Genomic DNA, 19,700 nt, shown 5'->3' with positions numbered 1-19,700 from the left:
GGAGGAGCATAGATGCGTGCAAGATTGATCTTGGAAGACGGAACAGAATTTATCGGGACAGCATTTGGAGCGACAAAGGAGTCCTACGGGGAAGTGGTTTTCAATACAGGGCTGACTGGCTATCAGGAGGTTTTGTCCGACCCATCCTACTGCGGACAGATCGTCACCATGACATACCCGCTAATCGGAAATTACGGGATCAATCGAGACGACTTTGAAGCTGTTCGTCCATACATTCACGGCTTCGTTGTTCGCGAGCATTGCGAGGCGCCTAGCAACTGGCGCAATACGAACACACTCGATGAACTGCTGAAAACATACGACATCCCAGGTATTGCTGGAGTCGACACCCGGATGCTGACGAGAAAAATTCGTTACCACGGCACGATGAAGGGCATGATTACAACCAGTGAAGCCCCGTTGGCTGAATTGGTTGCTGCCCTGAACGGCACGACATTGATGACAGACCAAGTATCACGTGTTTCTACGAAAAGCGTCTTCAGCTGCCCAGGTACAGGTCATCGGGTAGCACTGGTAGACTTCGGCGCGAAGCACGGAATTTTGCGCGAGCTGACCAAACGCAATTGCGACGTAGTAGTCGTGCCTTACAATGTGACAGCAGAAGAGATTCGCCGCATTCAACCAGACGGGATTCTCTTGTCCAACGGCCCTGGGGACCCGAAGGATGTACCGCAAGCTGTAGAGATGATTCGCGAAATCTTGGGTGAATATCCTCTGTTCGGAATTTGCCTCGGTCACCAGCTGTTCGCACTAGCATCTGGCGCGGACACGACGAAAATGAAATTCGGACACCGTGGCGGCAACCATCCAGTAAAAGAGCTGCCAACCGGACGCACATATATCACATCCCAGAACCACAGCTATGCAGTCAAAGAAGATTCACTGGCAGGCACGGAACTGGAAGTTACACATATCGCACTCAATGATGGCACCGTCGAAGGCGTACGTCATGCAGCGAAGAATGCATTCTCAGTACAGTACCATCCAGAAGCAGCTCCAGGTCCGTATGATTCCGGCTACCTGTTCGACCAGTTTCTTGCGATGATGGAAACCGCTAAGGAGGAAAAAACTCATGCCAAAACAAGATAATCTGAAAAAAATCCTCGTAATTGGCTCTGGACCTATCGTCATCGGGCAGGCTGCAGAGTTTGACTATGCAGGCACGCAAGCATGCGAAGCGTTAAAAGAAGAGGGCATGGAGGTAGTTCTGATCAACTCCAACCCGGCGACCATCATGACTGATACAAACATGGCGGACAAAGTATATATAGAGCCAATCACACCTGAATTCGTAGCGCGCGTCATTCGTCAAGAGAAGCCGGATGGACTGTTGCCTACACTTGGTGGTCAAACAGGCTTGAACATGGCTGTTGCTCTCTCAGAAGCAGGCGTTCTCGAGCAAGAAAATGTAAGGCTGCTCGGAACTAAGCTGGAATCGATTAAGCAAGCAGAAGACCGCGACCTGTTCCGCTCTCTCATGAATGAACTGGGTGAGCCGGTACCTGAATCCGTCATCGTGAGCACGGTCGTAGAAGCTGTCGATTTTGCAAACGAAATCGGTTATCCCATCATCGTTCGTCCTGCCTACACCTTGGGTGGTACAGGCGGTGGAATTTGTGAAGATGAAGAAACCCTCCGCGAGATCGTCGCAAGCGGATTGAAATACTCCCCGATTACGCAATGCTTGATCGAGAAAAGCATTGCCGGCATGAAAGAAATCGAGTACGAAGTGATGCGCGATGCCAACGACAACTGCATCGTAGTCTGCAACATGGAAAACATCGACCCAGTCGGCGTGCATACAGGTGACTCCATCGTAGTAGCACCTAGCCAAACACTGGCTGATCGCGAATATCAAATGCTGCGCTCATCCGCACTGAACATCATCCGGGCACTAGGTATCGAGGGTGGCTGCAACGTACAATACGCACTCGACCCGCACAGCTTCCAATACTACGTGATCGAAGTGAACCCGCGTGTGAGCCGCTCTTCTGCACTGGCTTCCAAGGCAACAGGCTACCCAATCGCAAAGATGGCAGCCAAAATCGCAATCGGCTACACGTTGGATGAACTGAAAAACCCGGTGACAGGCCAAACATACGCATGCTTCGAGCCAACACTGGACTACATCGTCAGCAAAATCCCACGCTGGCCATTCGACAAGTTCCAATCCGCAAACCGCAAGCTCGGTACGCAAATGAAAGCGACTGGAGAAGTCATGGCGATCGGTCGGACTTTTGAAGAATCGATCATGAAAGCCATCCGTTCCTTGGAAATCGGCAGCTATCACATCGAGATCGAGGGAGCAGGCGAAATCAGCGAGGAAGATTTGAAAGCTCGACTGGTGCACGCGGATGACGAACGCCTCTTCCTGCTGGCAGAAGCACTGCGTCGTGGCTGGACGATCGAACAACTGCACAACCTGACCAAGATCGATCTGTTCTTCCTGCATAAGTTCCATAAAATGATTGCTTTTGAAGCGGAACTGGCAAAAGGCTTGACGAGTGAGAAGCTGTACGAAGCAAAACGCATGGGCTTCACAGACCGCAAAATTGCCGAGCTGTGCGGTGAGACAGAAGAAGCGGTACACGCGATGCGCAAAGAAAAAGGCTTTGTACCTGTATATAAAATGGTAGATACTTGCGCGGCAGAATTCGAAGCGCAAACACCGTACTACTACTCCGCGTATGAAGTAGAAGACGAGCGCATCGAGACTGGCAAGAAGCGTGTGGTTGTGCTGGGTTCTGGACCAATCCGCATCGGTCAAGGAATCGAGTTTGACTATGCGACTGTCCACGCTGTCTGGGCACTGAGAGAAGCGGGCTATGAGGCAGTGATCATCAACAACAACCCGGAGACCGTTTCAACAGACTTCAACACTTCGGATCGCCTGTACTTCGAGCCGCTGTACATTGAAGACGTCATGAACATTCTCGATGTAGAGAAACCAGAGGGTGTCATCGTACAATTCGGCGGACAAACCGCGATCAATCTGGCTGACAAGCTGGCTGCACGTGGAATCAAAATCTTGGGTACGAGTCTCGAAAACATCGACGCAGCGGAAAACCGCGAGAAGTTCGAAGCGCTGCTGCGCGAGCTGGAAATCGCCCAACCACCAGGCAAAACGGTTACGTCAGTCGACCAGGCAGTAGTGGCAGCAGAAGGACTTGGCTTCCCAGTGCTGGTTCGCCCATCCTACGTACTTGGCGGACGTGCGATGGAAATCGTCTACAACCAGTCCGAACTGTTGGAGTACATGGAAAAAGCGGTGAAGGTAAATCCTGATCACCCTGTACTGGTTGACCGTTACATGGTGGGGGTAGAAGCGGAAGTCGATGCGATCTGCGACGGCGAAAATGTTTTGATCCCAGGCATCATGGAGCATATCGAACGCGCAGGGGTGCACTCCGGTGACTCTATCGCTGTATATCCTCCGCAATCCTTGTCCCAAGCGATCAAGGATGAGCTGATTGACATGACGACAAAGCTGGCGCGCGCCCTGCAAATCAAAGGCTTGCTCAACATCCAGTTCGTCATCTATAAAGACCGTCCATACGTAATCGAGGTCAATCCGCGTTCGTCCCGTACGGTGCCATTCCTCTCCAAAGTAACGGGGATTCCAATGGCAAACATCGCAACGAAAGCGATCCTTGGTCACTCGATCATCGAACAAGGCTTTACACCAGGCTACCATCCAGAGGAGTCGATGGTTTCTGTCAAAGTACCAGTCTTCTCCTTCGCAAAGCTGCGTCGCGTCGATATTACGCTCGGCCCTGAAATGAAATCGACCGGAGAAGTCATGGGACGCGAGAGCACACTGGCAAAAGCATTGTACAAAGGCTTGGTCGCAGCGGGCATGAATATCCCGACACAAGGCACATTGCTTGTGACAGTTGCTGATAAAGACAAGGAAGAAGCGCTAGACATCGTGAAACGCTTCCGCCACCTTGGCTTCAAGCTGATGGCGACCGCAGGCACAGCAGATTATTTGGAGCAAGCGGGACTGCAAGTAACACGCGTAAGCAAATTGTCTGAGGGCACGCCAAACCTGTTGGATGTCATCCATACAGGAGAAGCGAACATCGTACTCAATACACTGACAAAAGGCAAAACGCCACAACGCGACGGCTTCCGCATTCGTCGGGAAGCAGTAGAGAACGGCGCCGTATGCTTGACTTCACTCGATACAGCTTCCGCTCTCCTGCACGTACTGGAGACGATCACATTCTCTACAGAAGCAATGCCAGCCCAGCGTGCTGGTGCCAAAGTGGCAGTAACCGTATAAAAAGGGGAGAGCAGCGTGCAACAACAACTAACCGATATTCGCGAACGCATGATTGTTGCGCTCGACTTTTCCACACTGGATGAAGTCAAAAAGTGCATCGAGCCGCTACAGGGGCATATCCGCTATGTAAAAGTGGGGATGGAGCTCGCTTACGCAGAAGGTCCAGCGATCGTTTCCTTCTTGAAGGAAAAAGGACTCCAAGTGTTCCTCGACTTGAAGGTTCACGATATTCCCAATACAGCTAAAGGCGCGATGAGAAGCCTGGCGCGTCTGGGAGCAGACATGGTAAACGTTCATGCGGCAGGCGGCGTAGCCATGATGGCGGCAGCGAGAGAAGGTTTGGAGCAAGGGACAGCGGCAGGTGCTGCTCGTCCCCTCCTGATCGGTGTGACGATGCTGACATCTACTGGTTTGCAAACGATGAATCAAGAATTGGCGATTCCAGGTGATGTAGAAGATGTTGTGGTGCACTATGCGCTGATGACCAAGCAAGCTGGTTTGGATGGGGTAGTTGCTTCTCCACTAGAGGTACCGATGATCAAAAAAGCTGCTGGAGACACATTTGTAACCGTAACACCAGGAATTCGTCCACTGGGAGCAGATCAAGGCGATCAGACGCGCATCACGACGCCGGAACAGGCATTTCGCTTGGGCAGTGATTACCTCGTGATCGGACGCGCGATTACGGGTGCAAAAGATCCGGTAGGTGTCTGGCAAAGTATCGTCGCAGCAGTGGACAAAGATCGTTCGTAAAGTAGCCAGCTGGAGGGAATAAGGGAAATGACGACAAAGACAACCGCTAAACATATTGCAGCGAACCTTCTCGAAATCGGGGCAGTTCATTTGCGACCGGAACAACCTTTTACATGGACGTCCGGGATCAAATCCCCGATCTACTGCGACAACCGGATCACGATGTCCTATCCGCATGTGCGCCGTGCCATTGCGAGAGCATTTGCCGATTTGATCAAGGAGCAGTACCCAGATGCGCAAGTCGTTGCTGGAACAGCGACTGCGGGTATTCCACATGCTGCATGGGTAGCAGAGCTGCTTGATCTGCCTATGATTTACGTACGGGACAAGGCAAAAGGCCACGGTCGCCAAAATCAGATTGAAGGCGCATTGGCGGCTGGTCAAAAGGTCGTCGTGATTGAAGACCTGATTTCCACAGGAGGCAGCTCCTTGAAAGCAGCGCAAGCTGTGCAGGCTGAGGGTGGAGAGGTACTGGGGGTCGTAGCCATTTTCAGCTACCAATTCCCAGATGCCCAAGCCTTGTTTGAGGATGCAGGCATTCCTTGCTCCACCATATCGAATTACACAGCACTTTTGGAAATAGCTTCAGAGCAAGGGGTTATTACAAGTGAACAGGAAAAAGTACTGGGCGAATGGCGGAAATCCCCGCGTACTTTTTTTGAATAAGGAAGGGATACATGATGAAGAGTAGGGCGGTGATCAAACCGTCCTACTCTTTTTTGTTTCGCCGTGGATCACAATCTGGACCCCTTCGGATCGATAGAACTGGAGTATATCATCGGCAGTCATTTCGAAATGACCGAAATCCTCTGGAAAAAGAATACCGGGCGTAACAGTTGAGTTTTCGTTTTGCCGAATGATGGGTTGTGCAAAAATGGCAGCTCCCAAAGCAGTTAGGTGAGTCTGCCCTTTCGGATCAGTGATCTCGATTTGGCGTTTCACGTTCATGCCATGCTGATTGCGCCCATTTAATTGGATGACAACATGGTGAGGTGACCCTTCACCTGGATTGTACAGTATTTTTTGACGTGTGCTTTTGCTGAGCAGGTTCCATATCCGGCTTTTCACCAATGAAACGAGGGCAAAAGTAGACAGTTTATTGTCGAAGGCGATACGAAAATCAGCGGCAGTTACGTTTTGGGCTTTCACGAGCGTCATGTGATCGGGTGTGTCAAGACGATAGCATTTCGCATGGTACCCATTCGGAAAGGTGACGGGTAACGGATCTGACAAGGGTGTCACTTCTTTTACGCCAGTCGGTGTGGTGACGGCAAAAGGAATCGTCATACGATCCATATAGTCGGTGGAATCTGGACCCGCTTTGTCTTGAAGGGAATAAAGGGCGTGAAGATGTATCTGGACATCTTGCAGGGAAGCTGTATGTATGCTTGCAAGAAGTGCTACAGTTCCCCCCATCCACCCTGAGGCGAGAATGACTGGAGAGCCAATGTTCTCATTCTTCAAGCGTTCGATCGATCGTGTAAATCGTTCTGTCCAACGTGTGACGTCAATCAGAGGAATCTGTCGGCGAACAGCGGCAAGAAGCAGAGTGTCATCAGGATCATTTACTGCACTAATGATCAAAGTCAAATCATCAGGAGCATGGGCGAGAGGATCGGATTTGGAGATGTCTAGGAGGAAAGGCTTTAGCCTACCGGATGTAAAAGGCAATGACTTTCCCGTAGACCTTCCTCCCAGCAATAATTCGAGAGTAGGGTGGCGATCGTGCAGGATCTTGGCAATTTGGCTCCCAACCGTTCCGTAGCCGCCGACAATTAAAACTTTGGTGAGATTCATGAAGATTTCTCCTTTGATTAAAGGTTTATGCGTTTAAGTTTATTAACGGATAAGTGTGAAAAACAGGGACACACTGTCCCTTTTCGTGACGTTTCAAATTCAGTTGCACTCTTCTTCGACGAAAGTCACCAATTGCTTAAAAAGCCTGATCGCTTCTGTAATTTCAAGCCGATAAAACATCTCCGTTCCTTTTTTTTGAACGTTTACTAGGCCCGCCTGTTTTAATATTTTCAAGTGATGAGACACCGTAGGTCTAGACATGGGAATATGCTCGGCGATTTGTGTTACGTTCATGCTTTCCTTGTCGATGAGAAGAGCTACAATTTGCTGCCGAATCGGATCACCTAAGCCTTGGAAGTATGGACTTAACTCCATAAATATTTGAATCGCTTTTTCATTGCAGGTTGGATTCGTCATTGCACACTCCGTTAATAAACTTAATCATTTGAACCAAAGTATATGGGTTCTTCCTTATTTTTGCAAGTCATAAAAACGTTGATCAATCAGCAAAAAATAAGAGGAAGCGAGATTGGCCAGATGCAATAGGAAAGAAAAGTAGGGAATAGTAAGGGAGGTTACAAAAAAAGTAAAGGTAGGTGCTTGTGTATGAAAAAAGGAACGGGGAGCCTGGGCTCTCTTATGAAAACAGAGAAGGTTAAGAAAATCATCGGTGCAGCTTTTTTGTCTGCCACACTGATGTTTTCTCTTCCTCATACGGGACAGGCTGTGGGCAAAGGTGCACATGGGCCAGATATTTATGTGATTCAGGGGATGTTGAAATCATTAGGTAGTTACTCGGGTCAAATCAATGGATACTACGATGATGTTACCGTACGAGGTGTAAAGCATTATCAGAAAAAACACGGGTTGCCGGTTACAGGAAATGTAGATAATCGTACGTTCCAAAGCATTGTTTATTCCTATGATAGTGTCAAATCTGGAAAACGCGGCCAAGGTGGCGGCAAAGGTCGCGGTGGTGGAGCAGGCCAAGGTGGCGGCAAAAGTCACGGTGGTGGAGCAGGTCAAGGTGGCGGCAAAGGTCACGGTGGTGGAGCAGGCCAAGGCGGCGGCAAAGGTCACGGTGGTGGAGCAGGCCACGGTGGCGGCATGGGCGGCGGAGCAGGCCAAGGTGGCGGAATGGGCGGCGGAGCAGGTCAAGGTGGCGGCATGGGCGGCGGAGCAGGCCAAGGTGGCGGAATGGGCGGCGGAGCAGGTCAAGGTGGCGGAATGGGCGGCGGAGCAGGTCAAGGTGGCGGAATGGGCGGCGGAGCAGGTCAAGGTGGCGGAATGGGCGGCGGAGCAGGTCAAGGCCAAGGGAAAGGTTACGGCGGCGGAACAGGCCAAGGCCAAGGTAAAGGTAAAGGCTACGGCGGTGGAACAGGTGAGGGCCAAGGCAAAGGCTACGGCGGTGGAACAGGTGAAGGCCAAGGTAAAGGTAAAGGCTACGGTGGCGGAACGGGTGAAGGCCAAGGCAAAGGCAAAGGTTATGGCGGCGGAACAGGTGAAGGCCAAGGTAAAGGCAACGGCGGTGGAACCGGCAACGGCGGCGGAACCGGCAACGGTGGTGGAAAAGGCAACGGCGGCGGAACCGGCAACGGTGGTGGAAAAGGCAATGGAGGCGGCAACGGCAACGGTGGCAGCAATGGCAACGGTGGTGGTAACGGCAACGGTGGCAGCAATGGCAATGGAGGCGGCAACGGTAAGAACAATGAGGATAACGAAGGTACTGGAAAAGACTAACTGTACACAGGAGATAAAACGCTTCGCCTCTTTTATAGGGACGAAGCGTTTTTCATGTAAAAGAGCTAACTTTAGTTAGTGTTAGAAGGAATTTGGCTAATGATATCATGATTGATGATTGCTATTTAATCAGCCGGGATATTAGAAAAAGTTCGATGGAGGAAGAGCGATACACATAGGAAAGACAAGTCAGCGTATCCAGCCTGAAAGAATGCAAGCAGGTAACTGATCAAATGACAGAAAAGTACAACGATTGCATGCAAGGAGGATTATGGTACATACCAGACCTTTTGAATATGAGCAAGACGAAGCATTTATTTGGGAATTGTACGGTTCTACGAGAACCGAAGAAATGGCTCTTTGGGGTTGGAGTGAGGCGGACAAGCTTGCTTTTTTACAGTCGCAGTTTATCATGCAGCAGAAGTCTTACCAAATGCAGTTTCCCGCTCAGAAGCATCAAATCATTCTTCGATCCGAGCAGCCTATCGGTCGGATGATCACGGATGCGAGCGGAGATGCATTGCACCTCGTAGATATTTCTTTGCTGCCTGCTTATCGGGGACAGGGTGTTGGTTCTGGTATGATTGGCGATCTGCAAAAAGAGGCTCAAGCTTTCCAATTACCAATCCGTTTACATGTTGTACAAGGGAATCCCGCCTTTCGATTATATGAACGACTTCATTTCATCGTAACTGACTCAACGGGGCTGTATATCCAAATGGAATGGCAGCCACGTTTGCAAAAATGACCAATCTGTTCGTTCGACAACGGAAATAACCACTTTACATAAGGAGGAAGCAACATGGCAGAGCCATTTATTGGAGAAATCAGGATGTTTGGAGGAGATTATGCACCACAAGGTTGGGCATTATGCAATGGACAAATCTTATCTATTTCTGAAAACGACACATTGTTTAGTTTGATTGGAACCACATACGGCGGGGATGGACAAACGACTTTTGCGTTGCCTGATTTACGGGGACGTATCCCGCTTAATCAAGGGAAAAATCCGAGAACAGGAACTACCTACGTGATGGGTGAAAAAAATGGTGTAGAATCCGTCACCTTAACCGTCCCACAATTGCCCGCGCATACGCATACGGTCCATGCATCATCGCAGCCAGGAACGCAGAACAGCCCTGCCAATGCTGTATGGGCAAAGAATGCGCAGCAATATTCAGCGAATGCACCTGATGGATTAATGAACGCGTCCAGCTTGAGCAGTGTAGGTGGGAATCAACCACACAGTAACCTGATGCCGTTTACGGTTATTAATTTCATCATTGCCCTGTACGGGATCTATCCTTCACAACAGTAATATCCAAATCGAACAGGAGGATTTTACATGGAACCATTTCTTGGAGAAATTCGCTTTTTTCCATTTCCATTTGCACCAAAGGGTTGGGCCTTGTGTAATGGTGCTCTGCTACCTATCAACGGAAACCAGGCACTGTTTTCCTTGGTAGGAGTTGTTTATGGGGGGAACGGGACAACTACGTTTGCTTTACCAGATTTAAGAGGGCGTGTCCCCGTTCATACGAATCGTCACTCGGATCGCCAAATCGTAACGCTCGGTATGTCAGCCGGCGAAGAAACGCATGTATTAACGACAAATGAGATACCCGCCCATACCCATACGGCAAGCGGTTCGAATGCAGTTGCCAATGAAAAAGTATGCGCTGGGAACTACTGGGCACAAGCTTCCGCTACAACCTATGGGACAACCCCGGATACGACGATGAGCGAGAGTGCGCTGCAAACGGTAGGAAACAGTGCACCACATTATAATATGCAGCCGTATTTGGTCGGAAATTTTTGCATCGCAATTCAAGGGATTTACCCGTCAAGAAACTAGAGGAGGCACTACCATATGGATCCGTATATTGGAGAAATTCGTATCTTCAGTGGAAACTTCCCACCGAGGGACTGGGCTTTTTGTGATGGACAATTGATTGCGATCTCTTCCAATCCTGTCTTGTATTCGATATTGGGAGCGAAGTATGGCGGAGATGGCAAGACCACATTTGCTCTTCCTAATTTAAGAGCTACAGCTCCAATGAACCAGGGGGAAGGACCTGGCTTGACACCACGTGTGGTAGGTGAGACAGGTGGTTCAAGCAGCATAACGTTGCTGCAAAACGATATTCCGGCACATACTCATGTTCCGAATGCGTGCTCAACTCCTACAGAGGATACGCCAACAGGCGCAAAATGGTCTTCCACCGTTGGCCGGGGAGCTGTCATTCCTTACTCTAACACGAGTGATGGGACACAGCTTAGTCCGCAAGCAATCGGCACCACAGGCGGGACTCAACCTCATAATAATATGCAACCTTATCTTGGACTCTCGTTCATCATTTGTGTGGAAGGCGGAGCTTTTCCGCCGAGAGAATAGGAACCGTATTTTGGACGCCCGATGCTGCGTAGCAGAAGGCGTCTTTTTCGAATGACGATGACGGTCACAGCCCTTCTTCCATCTTTTCCTACTTTTCGTATTCTTCTTGCGAGACGTATGCATTATAATGGATATGTCCGTGATATTAAACGATCGCTTGAAGCAGAACGATCGCAGAGGATGAAGCAGATGACGAAGATAGAAATACTGAAAAGCATGTTGACGAGCGATCAACGCAATGCCCCAGTATGGCTGTTATTAGGGTTAGAGCATGCTGAGCACGGGGATCGTACGGAGGCTTTACAAGCGTTTACGCAGGCCCTTGCCTATGGAAATGAAGCAATGAAGGAAAAAATTGTGATCGAACTCAACAAGCTACAAAAGGAATCCCCATATTCGCGGACGTTAAAAGGGATCAATCAGAAGGATTCCTCAACATATACGATGTTTTCACCTAAGATACGCGTCATCGAAGGGGGCAAAGGGAAGACCACCGCGAAATCGGTTCAACTCGTTGAGAAAACGGCGGGTTTTGGAATGGTCGGCGGGCTTGGACGAGTAAAAGAGGCAATTTTTCAAAGACTCCTACATCCTATTTCGCAACGGTTGTCTCAAAAGAAAAGTACCATTTTACTCTACGGACCATCGGGGTGCGGAAAATCTTTGCTAGCAAAAGCAACCGCAGAAGAATGTCAGGCTCATTTTTTCTCCATGGCGATCACAGGCGGTCGAAGTATGTATGCGCCGTCGAACAGGCAGTTCAACATCCAGGACTTACTGGCAACAGTCCCTGCCGATAAACCGTTTCTGTTCTTTTTAGATGAACTAGACGCTTCCAGCCATTACGAAGAGCATCCGAACTCCTATCCTAGACAGGGGATCGATTCCAAATGGCTTCAGCAGATAGCGGAGGCAGGCGAATACGACGAACGATTCGTCCTGATGGGTTCAACCAACGTTCCATGGGAATTGGAGCCTTCCATGCTCCGAGCAGCTGGTTTTGATCACTGGATTTTTGTCGGACCGCCAGATCGGCAAGCACGGGAGGATATTTTTCGCTTAAAGCTAGAGGGCCGTCCTTCTGAGACGCTCGATTATGAGCAATTAGCAGGATGGACAGAGTTTTATTCGGGGGCAGACATCGAGTATGTAGTGGAGCTCGCAACGGAGCAGGTCTGGCATGATGTTGTAACAAAAGGGGTCGATCGCCCGATTCAAATGAGCGATCTACGGGAGGCCATTGCAGCTACCTATCCAACAACCATTGAGTGGTTGCGGACTTTGAAAGAACATTTGAAACAAGTGGATTACAACGGAATCTATGATGAGGTGTGGGATTACCTGTCTCTTCATAGCAGAATCTAACATCAACGAAAAGACTGTCAGCTCGCTATCAAGCTGCGGTCTTTTTTCTTGGTACAAATGTTAGAATATTGACTCAATATAGTCTTTTTTGTACGCTGAGTATAGGCACGAACAGTTGCTGGAAGGTGGAGGATACGTGATGAAAATAGTAGATATATCCCGTCCGCTCATGGCAGGTATGCCGACCTGGCCAGGGGACACTCCCTTTCACTATGTCGTAAACTGGCCCAAAGCGGAGAGCGGATCAGTCAATGTTGGTAAAGTAACCATGAGTATTCACACAGGCACCCATGTGGATGCTCCATTCCACTTCGATGACGATGGCCGAAAAATAGCTGAATTGCCTTTGGACTTGTATATTGGAGAGGCAAGAGTGGTAGAGCTTACGGGACGTTCCAGCATTGGCCCAGAAGATTTTGCCCAGGTAGATCTGGAGGGGGTGGAACGCTTGCTGCTCAAAACCTTATCATGGAGCGACCCCAATCAGTTTCCGTCAACCATCTGTCATCTGCGAACGGACTTACCAGCGTTCCTCGCCCAAAAAGGCATTCGGCTGATTGGAGTAGATGTCCCGTCTGTCGATCCATTGGACAGCAAGGAACTGGCTGCTCATCATGGGCTTCATCAGTATGACATTCATATTTTGGAGGGGCTTCTGCTCGATCATGTAGAACCGGGTGATTATGAACTGATCGCACTGCCGCTGCTTTTGATGGAAGCAGATGGGAGTCCGGTACGTGCAATCTTGCGTCGTTCGTGAGGCTGTATATTGATAAAGCAGTGATTTTCTCGAATAATAATAGGGTAACTACAAAAACCATCATCACGGCGTACGTATGAAGGGAATGAAAAAGTAGATGGAAGCGATGACCTTTGTCCTTTTTGGTGCAACAGGAGATTTAGCCAAACGCAAAATTTTCCCTGCGCTCTTTAACTTATATGTAGATCAAAAGTTGTCTGCTGCCTTTTCGATTATCGGTGTAGGGAGAAGGGCCTGGTCTGGTGACGAATTTCAGGAATCTGTTCGCCAGTCTGTCCATGAGTTTTCCCGTCGAGCTCAGATTGCTTCCCACGAACTAGACGCTTTCTTGTCTGCTTGTCGCTATGCGGAAGTAGATGTCATGGAGCCGCGTGCTTATGAAACGTTACATGATCTGGTCCTGCAGAGAGAGCAAGAGCTGCAGATCCCGCAAAACCGGATGTTTTACTTGTCAGTAGCCCCGCAATATTTCGAGGGAATTGCAACCAATGTTAAGGTCAGTGGACTGGGTTCAACGACAGGCTGGAAGCGTCTGATCATTGAAAAACCGTTTGGGCATGATTTGCAATCTGCCGAAGAATTGAATGAAAAGCTGGGGAAAGCATTTTTGGAAGAAGAAATATATCGCATTGACCATTACTTGGGAAAACCGATGGTTCAAAACCTTGAGGCTCTCGAATTTGCGAATCCGGTCTTCCAGGCTCTTTGGAACAACCAGTACATCGCCAACGTGCAAATTACGGCGAATGAAACGGTCGGCGTCGAGGATCGGGCGGGATATTACGAGCCAGCCGGTGCACTGCGCGACATGCTCCAAAATCACATGCTGCAAATGCTCATGATTATCGCCATGCAGCTTCCGAAGCGAATCACTTCCGCCCATATCCGCGAAGAAAAGCGCAAGGTGATGGCGGCCGTGCGTCCGATGAAGAAAGAAGAAGTCCGCACCCACGTGATTCGCGGTCAGTATAGTGCAGGACATATTCAAGGAACACCTGTGGCTAGCTACAGGGACGAGCCTGGTGTCGATCCAGTTTCGATGACAGAAACGTATATTGCCACTCGTGTCTGGATTGATGACCCGTTTTGGCAAGGGGTACCTTTTTATATTCGTACGGGAAAAAGACTGCAAGAGAAATCAACCAGGATCGTCATTGAGTTCAAAAATCCGCACGAAAAGCTATATCAGGAGCAAAATGAAACAACATCGCCAAATTTGTTGATCATTAGCGTGAATCCGAACGAAGGTATTGCCTTGCAGGTAAATAGTAAGAATCCGACAAATAGCGGTAAGATTGAGCCGGTGACGGTAGATTTCAGTGCGGGGACAAAAGACGTGCCAGAAGCGTACGAGCTGCTCTTGTTCGATGCACTCCGAGGGGATTCCACCTACTTTGCGCATTGGGATGAGGTCCGGCTGTCTTGGGAGTGGGTGACACCGATTTTGGAAGCCTTCGCTGAGAATTTGGTGCCGCTCTTTACGTACGAAGCTGGCTCATTTGGACCGAAGGCCGCAGAGCAATTGCTGGCTGCGGACGGATTCGTGTGGTGGCTGGATAAGGTCGAAGAACGAGTGCCGGTCACTGCAACGAGATAGACCAAAAGAAAAGGGAGCGGATGAGATGCGATTTGGCGTAATCGGAACGAACTGGATCACCGAGGAATTTATCCAGGCTGGTCAAGAAGTTGAAGGATTTTCTCTTCAGGCTGTTTATTCACGTACCATCGAACGCGCCAAGGAATTCGCTGACAAGTACCATGCACCATTCGCCTATAACAGCCTAGAAGAAATGGCTGCAAGCAAAAATATGGACGCGGTCTATATCGCGAGCCCCAACTCCTGCCACGCGGAACAAGCGATCCAGTGCATGGACGCGGGGCTACACGTATTGTGTGAAAAGCCACTGGCTTCCAATGCAATTGAGGTAGAAGAAATGATCGAAGCAGCGAAAAGAAATGACGTGCTGCTCATGGAGGCTGTCAAATCTACGCTGTTGCCCAATTTTTTTGCGATACAAGACAACCTGCACAAGCTTGGAAAAGTACGACGCTATATTGCTAGCAATTGCCAATATTCTTCGCGCTATGACGCCTATCGCGAAGGGAAGGTTTTACGTGCTTTTGATCCTGCTTTTTCAAACGGAGCCTTGATGGACATCGGAATCTATTGTCTTTATCCGTTACTCATCCTTTTTGGCAGACCAGACGACATCAAGGCAGAAGGAATTGTGCTTGATTCTGGAGTGGACGGGGAAGGCAGCATTCTTTTGAAGTATCGAGAGATGGATGCAATCATTAGCTTTTCGAAAATTACGACCTCCTATCAGCCAGCAGAAATCCAAGGGGAGGACGCCACGATGGTGATCGATCGAATCAACCATCTCAAAGAAGTGGACATTCGTTATAGAGACGGACGAATCGAGCAAGTGACAAGGCCGCAGACCCCGAAGACCATGCATTATGAAATTAGGGAGTTCCTACACTTGGCAAGGATAGGGGCAAGACAATCTACAACGAATTCACATGATGTCTCCAAAACGACCATGCAGGTCATGGATGAAGTAAGAAGACAGATGGGAATCGTTTTTCCTGCGGATCATAAAAAACGGTAAGTAAAGGGGAGGGCATTTGGGATGAAAATGTATGATGTAACCGCCACCGTGTACGAAGGAATGACGGTGTATAAAAACAAGCCGGAAAAGCAGCCGAAAATACGTACCGCTACCAATGGCTATGTAACAGAATCGAGAATCGATATGGACCTTCATTCTGGTACCCATGTAGATGCTCCCCTGCACATGGTGAATGCTGGCGATACATTTGAGAGTATTTCATTGGAGAAGCTAGTGGGCAGTTGCAAGGTTCTCGATCTCACAGCGGTAGAGGACAGGATCACTCGCTCCGACTTGGAGAGCTTCGATCTTGAGCGAGGAGATTTTGTCCTGTTTAAAACGAAAAACTCTTTTGAAGAGGCGTTCTCTTTTGAATTCATCTTTCTGTCAGAGGAAGGTGCAGAATATGTAAGTGAGCTGGGGGTACGGGGCATTGGAACCGATGCACTTGGAATCGAACGCAGTCAGGAAGGGCACCCCACCCATAAAAAACTGTTTGCAGCGGGCGTCATTGTCGTGGAAGGCTTGCGGCTAGCGGAGGTCCCCCCAGGCGATTATTTTCTGGTAGCTGCACCACTCAAGCTGATCGGCACGGATGCAGCCCCGGCAAGGGTCCTATTGTTTGAAGGATTACATAACGAATAATGGAGACATCATTTGTCTATCCAAAATGAAGGGGAGGGAAATACATGCTCAGACGACCAAAGCGCGATGAATACGCCGCTTATTTTGACTATTATATTGGGCTTGTACCGGAGGGGGAGCTGCTAACGATCCTTACGCAACAAGGAGAGAGGCAAGTCGCGCTATTTTCGTCACTTGCGCCTGAGCAAATTGATTATCGGTATGCACTAGGCAAATGGACGTTAAAAGAGGTTTTGGGTCATCTCGTCGATACAGAACGCATCATGAGCTATCGCTTACTGAGAATCGCGAGAGGAGACCAGACACCCCTCATCGGTTTTGATGAGAATGCTTTTGTCGAACACGGGTGTTTTCAGCTACGAGACCTCTCTGATTTATTGGAAGAGTATAAGGCTGTACGTGCTTCGACTATCGCGCAAGTCCGAGGAATCTCTCCAGAAGCGTGGTTGCGTACAGGAATTGCCAACGGAAACAAGCTATCTGCAAGGACGTTGGCTTATGTGATTGCAGGACATGAAGCTCACCACAGTACCATTTTGAGAGAGCGGTATTTAGGGTAGGTCTCGTATGGAAAGGATACAGACAATCGATTATGCATCGCCCCTCGGTGTCTTGGAAATCAGTGGGACAGAAGACGGGGTATGTTCTATCCTATTCACAGATCGGGACGAACCCATTTTGCTTGAACATGAAGACAATTGCCACGAGCCTCTCCTCGTTTGCTGGCAACAGCTGGACGAATATTTTTCCGGCAAGAGACAGTCCTTTTCTGTTTCCCTGTGGATGAAAGGGACAGACTTTCAGAAATCAGTCTGGCACACATTGACCACCATTCCCTATGCGCACAAGATTACGTATACGGAGCTAGCCGCGTTGATTGGGAAGGAAAATGCGGTGAGGGCTGTCGGGAATGCCAACGGAAAAAATCGGCTGAACATCATTGTGCCATGCCATAGAATTATAGGAGCAAACGGGAGTCTAACAGGCTATTCGGGTGGCTTGTGGCGAAAGGAATGGCTACTGACCCACGAACAATGTTCGCTAAACAAGGAAGAATAAGGTAAAATTTGAGGAGAGTAGTGAGAAAAGACAATTTCATAGGTGGAAACAGGTTCCTTCGGGCGTAACATTCGCCACAAGGATAATAGGGAAGCTCGGTGCAAATCCGACACGGTCCCGCCACTGTAAGAGGGGAGTCAGCGTCCAACAAGCCACTGGTCTATCAAAATAGACGGGGAAGGCGACGCTAGACGATGAACCCATAGTCAGGAGACCTGCCTGTTTCGACAACACTGATAGACCTACGGGAGATAGGGAGGTGTTAGAGATGGCTTGCGAAAAACAGCGCGTGGACAAGTGCGTCCCTCTTTTTCTGGCATTTTCTAACGATCGTCACGGTCGAGCGGAAAATGTTCTTTTTATTTTGGGCAGGATAAAAGAAGAGGAGGGCGTGCGATGATTCAACTTTTCATTTGCCAATGGTGCGGATATGTCGAGGAAAAAGAGCTGCCTGAGGAAGGTCAGGAGGGTGTGTTTCATTGCACTTGCTGCAGTATGGAAGAGGTAGAAAGCCTGTTCACTCCCAACTGAAAGCCTTGACAAATCAGCTTACAATCAGAAAAGAAAGAATTTTGTTGACGCTTGCCTTGGAATTTCTTAGAATAAAGCTCAACAGCATAAATAGTTCTTATCCAGAGAGGTGGAGGGTCTGGCCCTATGAAGCCCGGCAACCGTTGCATATTGCGACAAGGTGCCAATTCCTGCGAGACGTTTCGTCTCGAAAGATAAGAAGCGGGTTACTCTATTAGTAGATGAACCTTCTTCTTAGCGAAGAAGGTTTTTTTCAATTTCATATTTTCTTTATCCAGAGAGGTGGAGGGACTGGCCCGATGAAGCCCGGCAACCGTCACGCATATTTTGTGACAAGGTGCCAATTCCTGCAGGACATATACGTCCTGGGAGATAAGGAGGGGGAGCATTAGCTACTAACAAGCCTTCTTCTTATCGAAGATGGCTTTTCTTTTTATCTAAAATTCGGGGTATGGGGTGGTCAGGATGAGTGCAGAAGTGGTACGCGTGGGATTATTGGGATTGGGAACAGTGGGTGGAGGCGTAATCAAAACGATCCGTTCGCAACAGGAGAAGCTGGCTTCTCGTCTGGGAAAACGAATTGAGATCGTCAAGGCCTTGGTGCGTGACTCGGAAAAAGAGCGGGCGGTTCATGTCGACCCGGCTTTACTGACAACTGACTTTGAGGAAGTATTGAGAAGCGATGTGGATATCGTGGTGGAGGTCATGGGCGGTGTAGAACCTACCTATGACTACGTCCGTGCTTTGATCGAAAAGGGCTGCCATGTAGTAACTGCCAACAAAGAACTTCTGGCGAAAAAAGGAACAGAGCTAGTCGATTTGGCAAATCAGCATCAAGTACATCTGGCCTATGAAGCGAGTGTGGCAGGGGGCATCCCGATCTTGAGCGTGCTCCGGCAGTTCCTTCGCACGAACGATATCCAAGGTGTTCGCGGTATTCTCAACGGAACAACGAACTTCATTTTGACGAAAATGGAAGCAGAACAGCTCTCTTATCAGGAGGTGCTCAAGCAAGCGCAGGAGTTGGGCTATGCGGAAGCAGACCCTCGTTCGGATGTAGAAGGCTTTGACGCTATGTACAAGTTGTACATCCTGGCACAGCTTGTTTATGGAGAATCGCTGCCGCTAGCAGATGTTGTTCGTAAAGGGATTTCAGATTTATCAGCGGGTCACATTCGGATTGCGAGTGAGCTGGGGTACCGGATCAAGCTCATCGCGCAGGCCTATCAAGCTGAACAAGGAATTCGCCTATCTGTTGAACCAACCATGCTTCCGCTGAGCCATCCGTTGGCGCAAATCCACGACGCGTTTAATGCTGTGCAGCTATCGGGCAACATCGTGGGAGACTTGTTGTTTACAGGAAGAGGGGCAGGAGAGCTCCCTACAGCAAGTGCAGTCGTAGAGGATTTGGCCTATTTATTGACACAGCCATTCACACCTCATCCTACTTGGAAAGAAAAAACGGCTGACAAAGCAGGAGTCACGGTGGATTCGGAGGAACGCGTCCTGTGTTATCTAGAGGGCTCATGTCATACTGCTACGCCAGATCGTGTCTTGTATTTCCTTCAGCAAGCAGGAGTCAACGTGCATAAACTAAAAGTCCAATTCGACTTGGGGGGCGTATTGCGTGCAGGTTTGATCGTGACAGGAATCAGTAAAGAGCACGAGTCCCTATTGAAAAATGATTTTGGCTTAGAAATTCGCTGCTTCCCCATTATCGAATCTACGTAAGTAAGA

General features: G+C 49.2%; 20 protein-coding genes and 3 riboswitches. Of the genes, 18 read left to right on the top strand and 2 right to left on the bottom strand.

The genetic code is table 11. The annotated features are described in order from the left end of the window. The first annotated feature begins 12 nt into the window (after positions 1–12). Genes HPY28_RS06445 through pyrE form a run of 4 tightly spaced genes read left to right on the top strand, consistent with a single transcriptional unit; the run spans position 13 to position 5,725 of the window. Complete coding sequence (locus HPY28_RS06445) at positions 13–1,110, top strand: carbamoyl phosphate synthase small subunit (RefSeq protein WP_017249508.1); 1,098 nt, start codon at positions 13–15, stop codon at positions 1,108–1,110. Then, a complete protein-coding gene (gene carB, locus HPY28_RS06440; protein ID WP_173622162.1) occupies positions 1,094–4,306 on the top strand; it encodes a carbamoyl-phosphate synthase large subunit in 3,213 nt (1,070 codons plus the stop codon). The genes HPY28_RS06445 and carB overlap by 17 nt, the downstream gene beginning before the upstream one ends. A 15-nt stretch (positions 4,307–4,321) precedes the next feature. After that, entirely contained in the window at positions 4,322–5,059 is a 738-nt protein-coding gene (pyrF, locus tag HPY28_RS06435) for an orotidine-5'-phosphate decarboxylase (protein WP_371736719.1), read from the top strand. A gap of 27 nt (positions 5,060–5,086) precedes the next feature. Continuing rightward, positions 5,087–5,725 (top strand): orotate phosphoribosyltransferase, encoded by a 639-nt coding sequence (gene pyrE / locus HPY28_RS06430; RefSeq protein ID WP_174230260.1) that lies wholly within the window; start codon positions 5,087–5,089, stop codon positions 5,723–5,725. Positions 5,726–5,758: 33 nt separating this feature from the next. Here the strand turns inward: pyrE and HPY28_RS06425 are convergent, their stop codons facing one another. Both HPY28_RS06425 and HPY28_RS06420 read right to left on the bottom strand, forming a co-directional pair. Beyond that, positions 5,759–6,856 (bottom strand): saccharopine dehydrogenase family protein, encoded by a 1,098-nt coding sequence (locus HPY28_RS06425; RefSeq protein WP_174230259.1) that lies wholly within the window; start codon positions 6,854–6,856, stop codon positions 5,759–5,761. A gap of 99 nt (positions 6,857–6,955) precedes the next feature. Then, positions 6,956–7,273 (bottom strand): ArsR/SmtB family transcription factor, encoded by a 318-nt coding sequence (locus HPY28_RS06420; protein WP_007728447.1) that lies wholly within the window; start codon positions 7,271–7,273, stop codon positions 6,956–6,958. A gap of 222 nt (positions 7,274–7,495) precedes the next feature. Here HPY28_RS06420 and HPY28_RS30815 point away from each other — a divergent pair, with 222 nt between their 5' ends. From HPY28_RS30815 to HPY28_RS06355, 14 genes are all read left to right on the top strand, one after another. Further along, positions 7,496–8,596 (top strand): peptidoglycan-binding domain-containing protein, encoded by a 1,101-nt coding sequence (locus HPY28_RS30815; protein ID WP_305820042.1) that lies wholly within the window; start codon positions 7,496–7,498, stop codon positions 8,594–8,596. A gap of 271 nt (positions 8,597–8,867) precedes the next feature. Continuing rightward, positions 8,868–9,344 carry a GNAT family N-acetyltransferase gene (locus tag HPY28_RS06410; protein ID WP_017249501.1) on the top strand — a complete coding sequence of 159 codons (477 nt, stop codon included), beginning with the start codon at positions 8,868–8,870 and terminating at the stop codon, positions 9,342–9,344. A 54-nt stretch (positions 9,345–9,398) separates the two neighbouring features. Beyond that, on the top strand, positions 9,399–9,914 hold the full coding sequence (locus HPY28_RS06405) for a phage tail protein (RefSeq protein ID WP_017249500.1): 516 nt from the start codon (positions 9,399–9,401) through the stop codon (positions 9,912–9,914). Positions 9,915–9,941: 27 nt separating this feature from the next. Then, positions 9,942–10,451 carry a phage tail protein gene (locus HPY28_RS06400; RefSeq protein ID WP_174230257.1) on the top strand — a complete coding sequence of 170 codons (510 nt, stop codon included), beginning with the start codon at positions 9,942–9,944 and terminating at the stop codon, positions 10,449–10,451. Positions 10,452–10,466: 15 nt separating this feature from the next. Continuing rightward, the gene (locus tag HPY28_RS06395) at positions 10,467–10,991 is read left to right on the top strand and encodes a phage tail protein (RefSeq protein WP_173622157.1); all 525 of its coding nucleotides are present in this window, start codon (positions 10,467–10,469) and stop codon (positions 10,989–10,991) included. A 189-nt stretch (positions 10,992–11,180) separates the two neighbouring features. Next, entirely contained in the window at positions 11,181–12,356 is a 1,176-nt protein-coding gene (locus HPY28_RS06390; RefSeq protein WP_173622156.1) for an ATP-binding protein, read from the top strand. A 139-nt stretch (positions 12,357–12,495) separates the two neighbouring features. Continuing rightward, a complete protein-coding gene (kynB, locus tag HPY28_RS06385) occupies positions 12,496–13,116 on the top strand; it encodes an arylformamidase (protein ID WP_174230256.1) in 621 nt (206 codons plus the stop codon). Between the two features lie 97 nt (positions 13,117–13,213). Then, positions 13,214–14,713: a glucose-6-phosphate dehydrogenase gene (gene zwf / locus HPY28_RS06380; protein WP_174224339.1), complete on the top strand. Its 1,500-nt coding sequence runs from the start codon at positions 13,214–13,216 to the stop codon at positions 14,711–14,713. A 25-nt stretch (positions 14,714–14,738) separates the two neighbouring features. Beyond that, a complete protein-coding gene (locus HPY28_RS06375) occupies positions 14,739–15,728 on the top strand; it encodes a Gfo/Idh/MocA family protein (RefSeq protein WP_017249494.1) in 990 nt (329 codons plus the stop codon). Between the two features lie 21 nt (positions 15,729–15,749). Continuing rightward, a complete protein-coding gene (locus HPY28_RS06370; protein ID WP_174230255.1) occupies positions 15,750–16,373 on the top strand; it encodes a cyclase family protein in 624 nt (207 codons plus the stop codon). A 44-nt stretch (positions 16,374–16,417) separates the two neighbouring features. Next, positions 16,418–16,933 carry a DinB family protein gene (locus HPY28_RS06365; protein ID WP_174230254.1) on the top strand — a complete coding sequence of 172 codons (516 nt, stop codon included), beginning with the start codon at positions 16,418–16,420 and terminating at the stop codon, positions 16,931–16,933. Positions 16,934–16,940: 7 nt separating this feature from the next. Continuing rightward, on the top strand, positions 16,941–17,432 hold the full coding sequence (locus tag HPY28_RS06360; protein WP_174230253.1) for a methylated-DNA--[protein]-cysteine S-methyltransferase: 492 nt from the start codon (positions 16,941–16,943) through the stop codon (positions 17,430–17,432). Positions 17,433–17,465: 33 nt separating this feature from the next. Next, a riboswitch (cobalamin riboswitch) is annotated at positions 17,466–17,669 on the top strand. Between the two features lie 159 nt (positions 17,670–17,828). After that, entirely contained in the window at positions 17,829–17,963 is a 135-nt protein-coding gene (locus HPY28_RS30685) for a hypothetical protein (RefSeq protein ID WP_017249489.1), read from the top strand. Between the two features lie 94 nt (positions 17,964–18,057). After that, positions 18,058–18,164, top strand: a riboswitch (SAM riboswitch). 66 nt (positions 18,165–18,230) lie between these two features. Next, positions 18,231–18,342: riboswitch (SAM riboswitch) on the top strand. An 86-nt stretch (positions 18,343–18,428) separates the two neighbouring features. Next, a complete protein-coding gene (locus HPY28_RS06355; RefSeq protein ID WP_174230252.1) occupies positions 18,429–19,694 on the top strand; it encodes a homoserine dehydrogenase in 1,266 nt (421 codons plus the stop codon). Positions 19,695–19,700 lie beyond the last annotated feature (6 nt).

This window comes from Brevibacillus sp. HB1.2 (genome assembly GCF_013332495.1).
GTDB classification, from domain to species: domain Bacteria; phylum Bacillota; class Bacilli; order Brevibacillales; family Brevibacillaceae; genus Brevibacillus; species Brevibacillus porteri.
The sequence above is the reverse complement of the archived record's forward strand: the minus strand, read 5'-3'. Positions and strand labels throughout refer to the sequence as shown.

Coding starts and splice junctions, on each gene's coding strand:
- zwf (WP_174224339.1), top strand. CDS start 13,214: ATGGAAGCGATGACCTTTGTCCTTTTTGGTGCAACAGGAGATTTAGCC.
- HPY28_RS06355 (WP_174230252.1), top strand. CDS start 18,429: ATGAGTGCAGAAGTGGTACGCGTGGGATTATTGGGATTGGGAACAGTG.
- carB (WP_173622162.1), top strand. CDS start 1,094: ATGCCAAAACAAGATAATCTGAAAAAAATCCTCGTAATTGGCTCTGGA.
- HPY28_RS30815 (WP_305820042.1), top strand. CDS start 7,496: ATGAAAACAGAGAAGGTTAAGAAAATCATCGGTGCAGCTTTTTTGTCT.
- HPY28_RS06405 (WP_017249500.1), top strand. CDS start 9,399: ATGGCAGAGCCATTTATTGGAGAAATCAGGATGTTTGGAGGAGATTAT.
- HPY28_RS06425 (WP_174230259.1), bottom strand. CDS start 6,856: ATGAATCTCACCAAAGTTTTAATTGTCGGCGGCTACGGAACGGTTGGG.
- HPY28_RS06370 (WP_174230255.1), top strand. CDS start 15,750: ATGAAAATGTATGATGTAACCGCCACCGTGTACGAAGGAATGACGGTG.
- HPY28_RS06390 (WP_173622156.1), top strand. CDS start 11,181: ATGACGAAGATAGAAATACTGAAAAGCATGTTGACGAGCGATCAACGC.
- HPY28_RS06360 (WP_174230253.1), top strand. CDS start 16,941: ATGGAAAGGATACAGACAATCGATTATGCATCGCCCCTCGGTGTCTTG.
- HPY28_RS06420 (WP_007728447.1), bottom strand. CDS start 7,273: ATGACGAATCCAACCTGCAATGAAAAAGCGATTCAAATATTTATGGAG.
- HPY28_RS06445 (WP_017249508.1), top strand. CDS start 13: ATGCGTGCAAGATTGATCTTGGAAGACGGAACAGAATTTATCGGGACA.
- kynB (WP_174230256.1), top strand. CDS start 12,496: ATGAAAATAGTAGATATATCCCGTCCGCTCATGGCAGGTATGCCGACC.
- HPY28_RS30685 (WP_017249489.1), top strand. CDS start 17,829: ATGATTCAACTTTTCATTTGCCAATGGTGCGGATATGTCGAGGAAAAA.
- HPY28_RS06365 (WP_174230254.1), top strand. CDS start 16,418: ATGCTCAGACGACCAAAGCGCGATGAATACGCCGCTTATTTTGACTAT.
- HPY28_RS06400 (WP_174230257.1), top strand. CDS start 9,942: ATGGAACCATTTCTTGGAGAAATTCGCTTTTTTCCATTTCCATTTGCA.
- HPY28_RS06395 (WP_173622157.1), top strand. CDS start 10,467: ATGGATCCGTATATTGGAGAAATTCGTATCTTCAGTGGAAACTTCCCA.
- HPY28_RS06375 (WP_017249494.1), top strand. CDS start 14,739: ATGCGATTTGGCGTAATCGGAACGAACTGGATCACCGAGGAATTTATC.
- pyrE (WP_174230260.1), top strand. CDS start 5,087: ATGACGACAAAGACAACCGCTAAACATATTGCAGCGAACCTTCTCGAA.
- HPY28_RS06410 (WP_017249501.1), top strand. CDS start 8,868: ATGGTACATACCAGACCTTTTGAATATGAGCAAGACGAAGCATTTATT.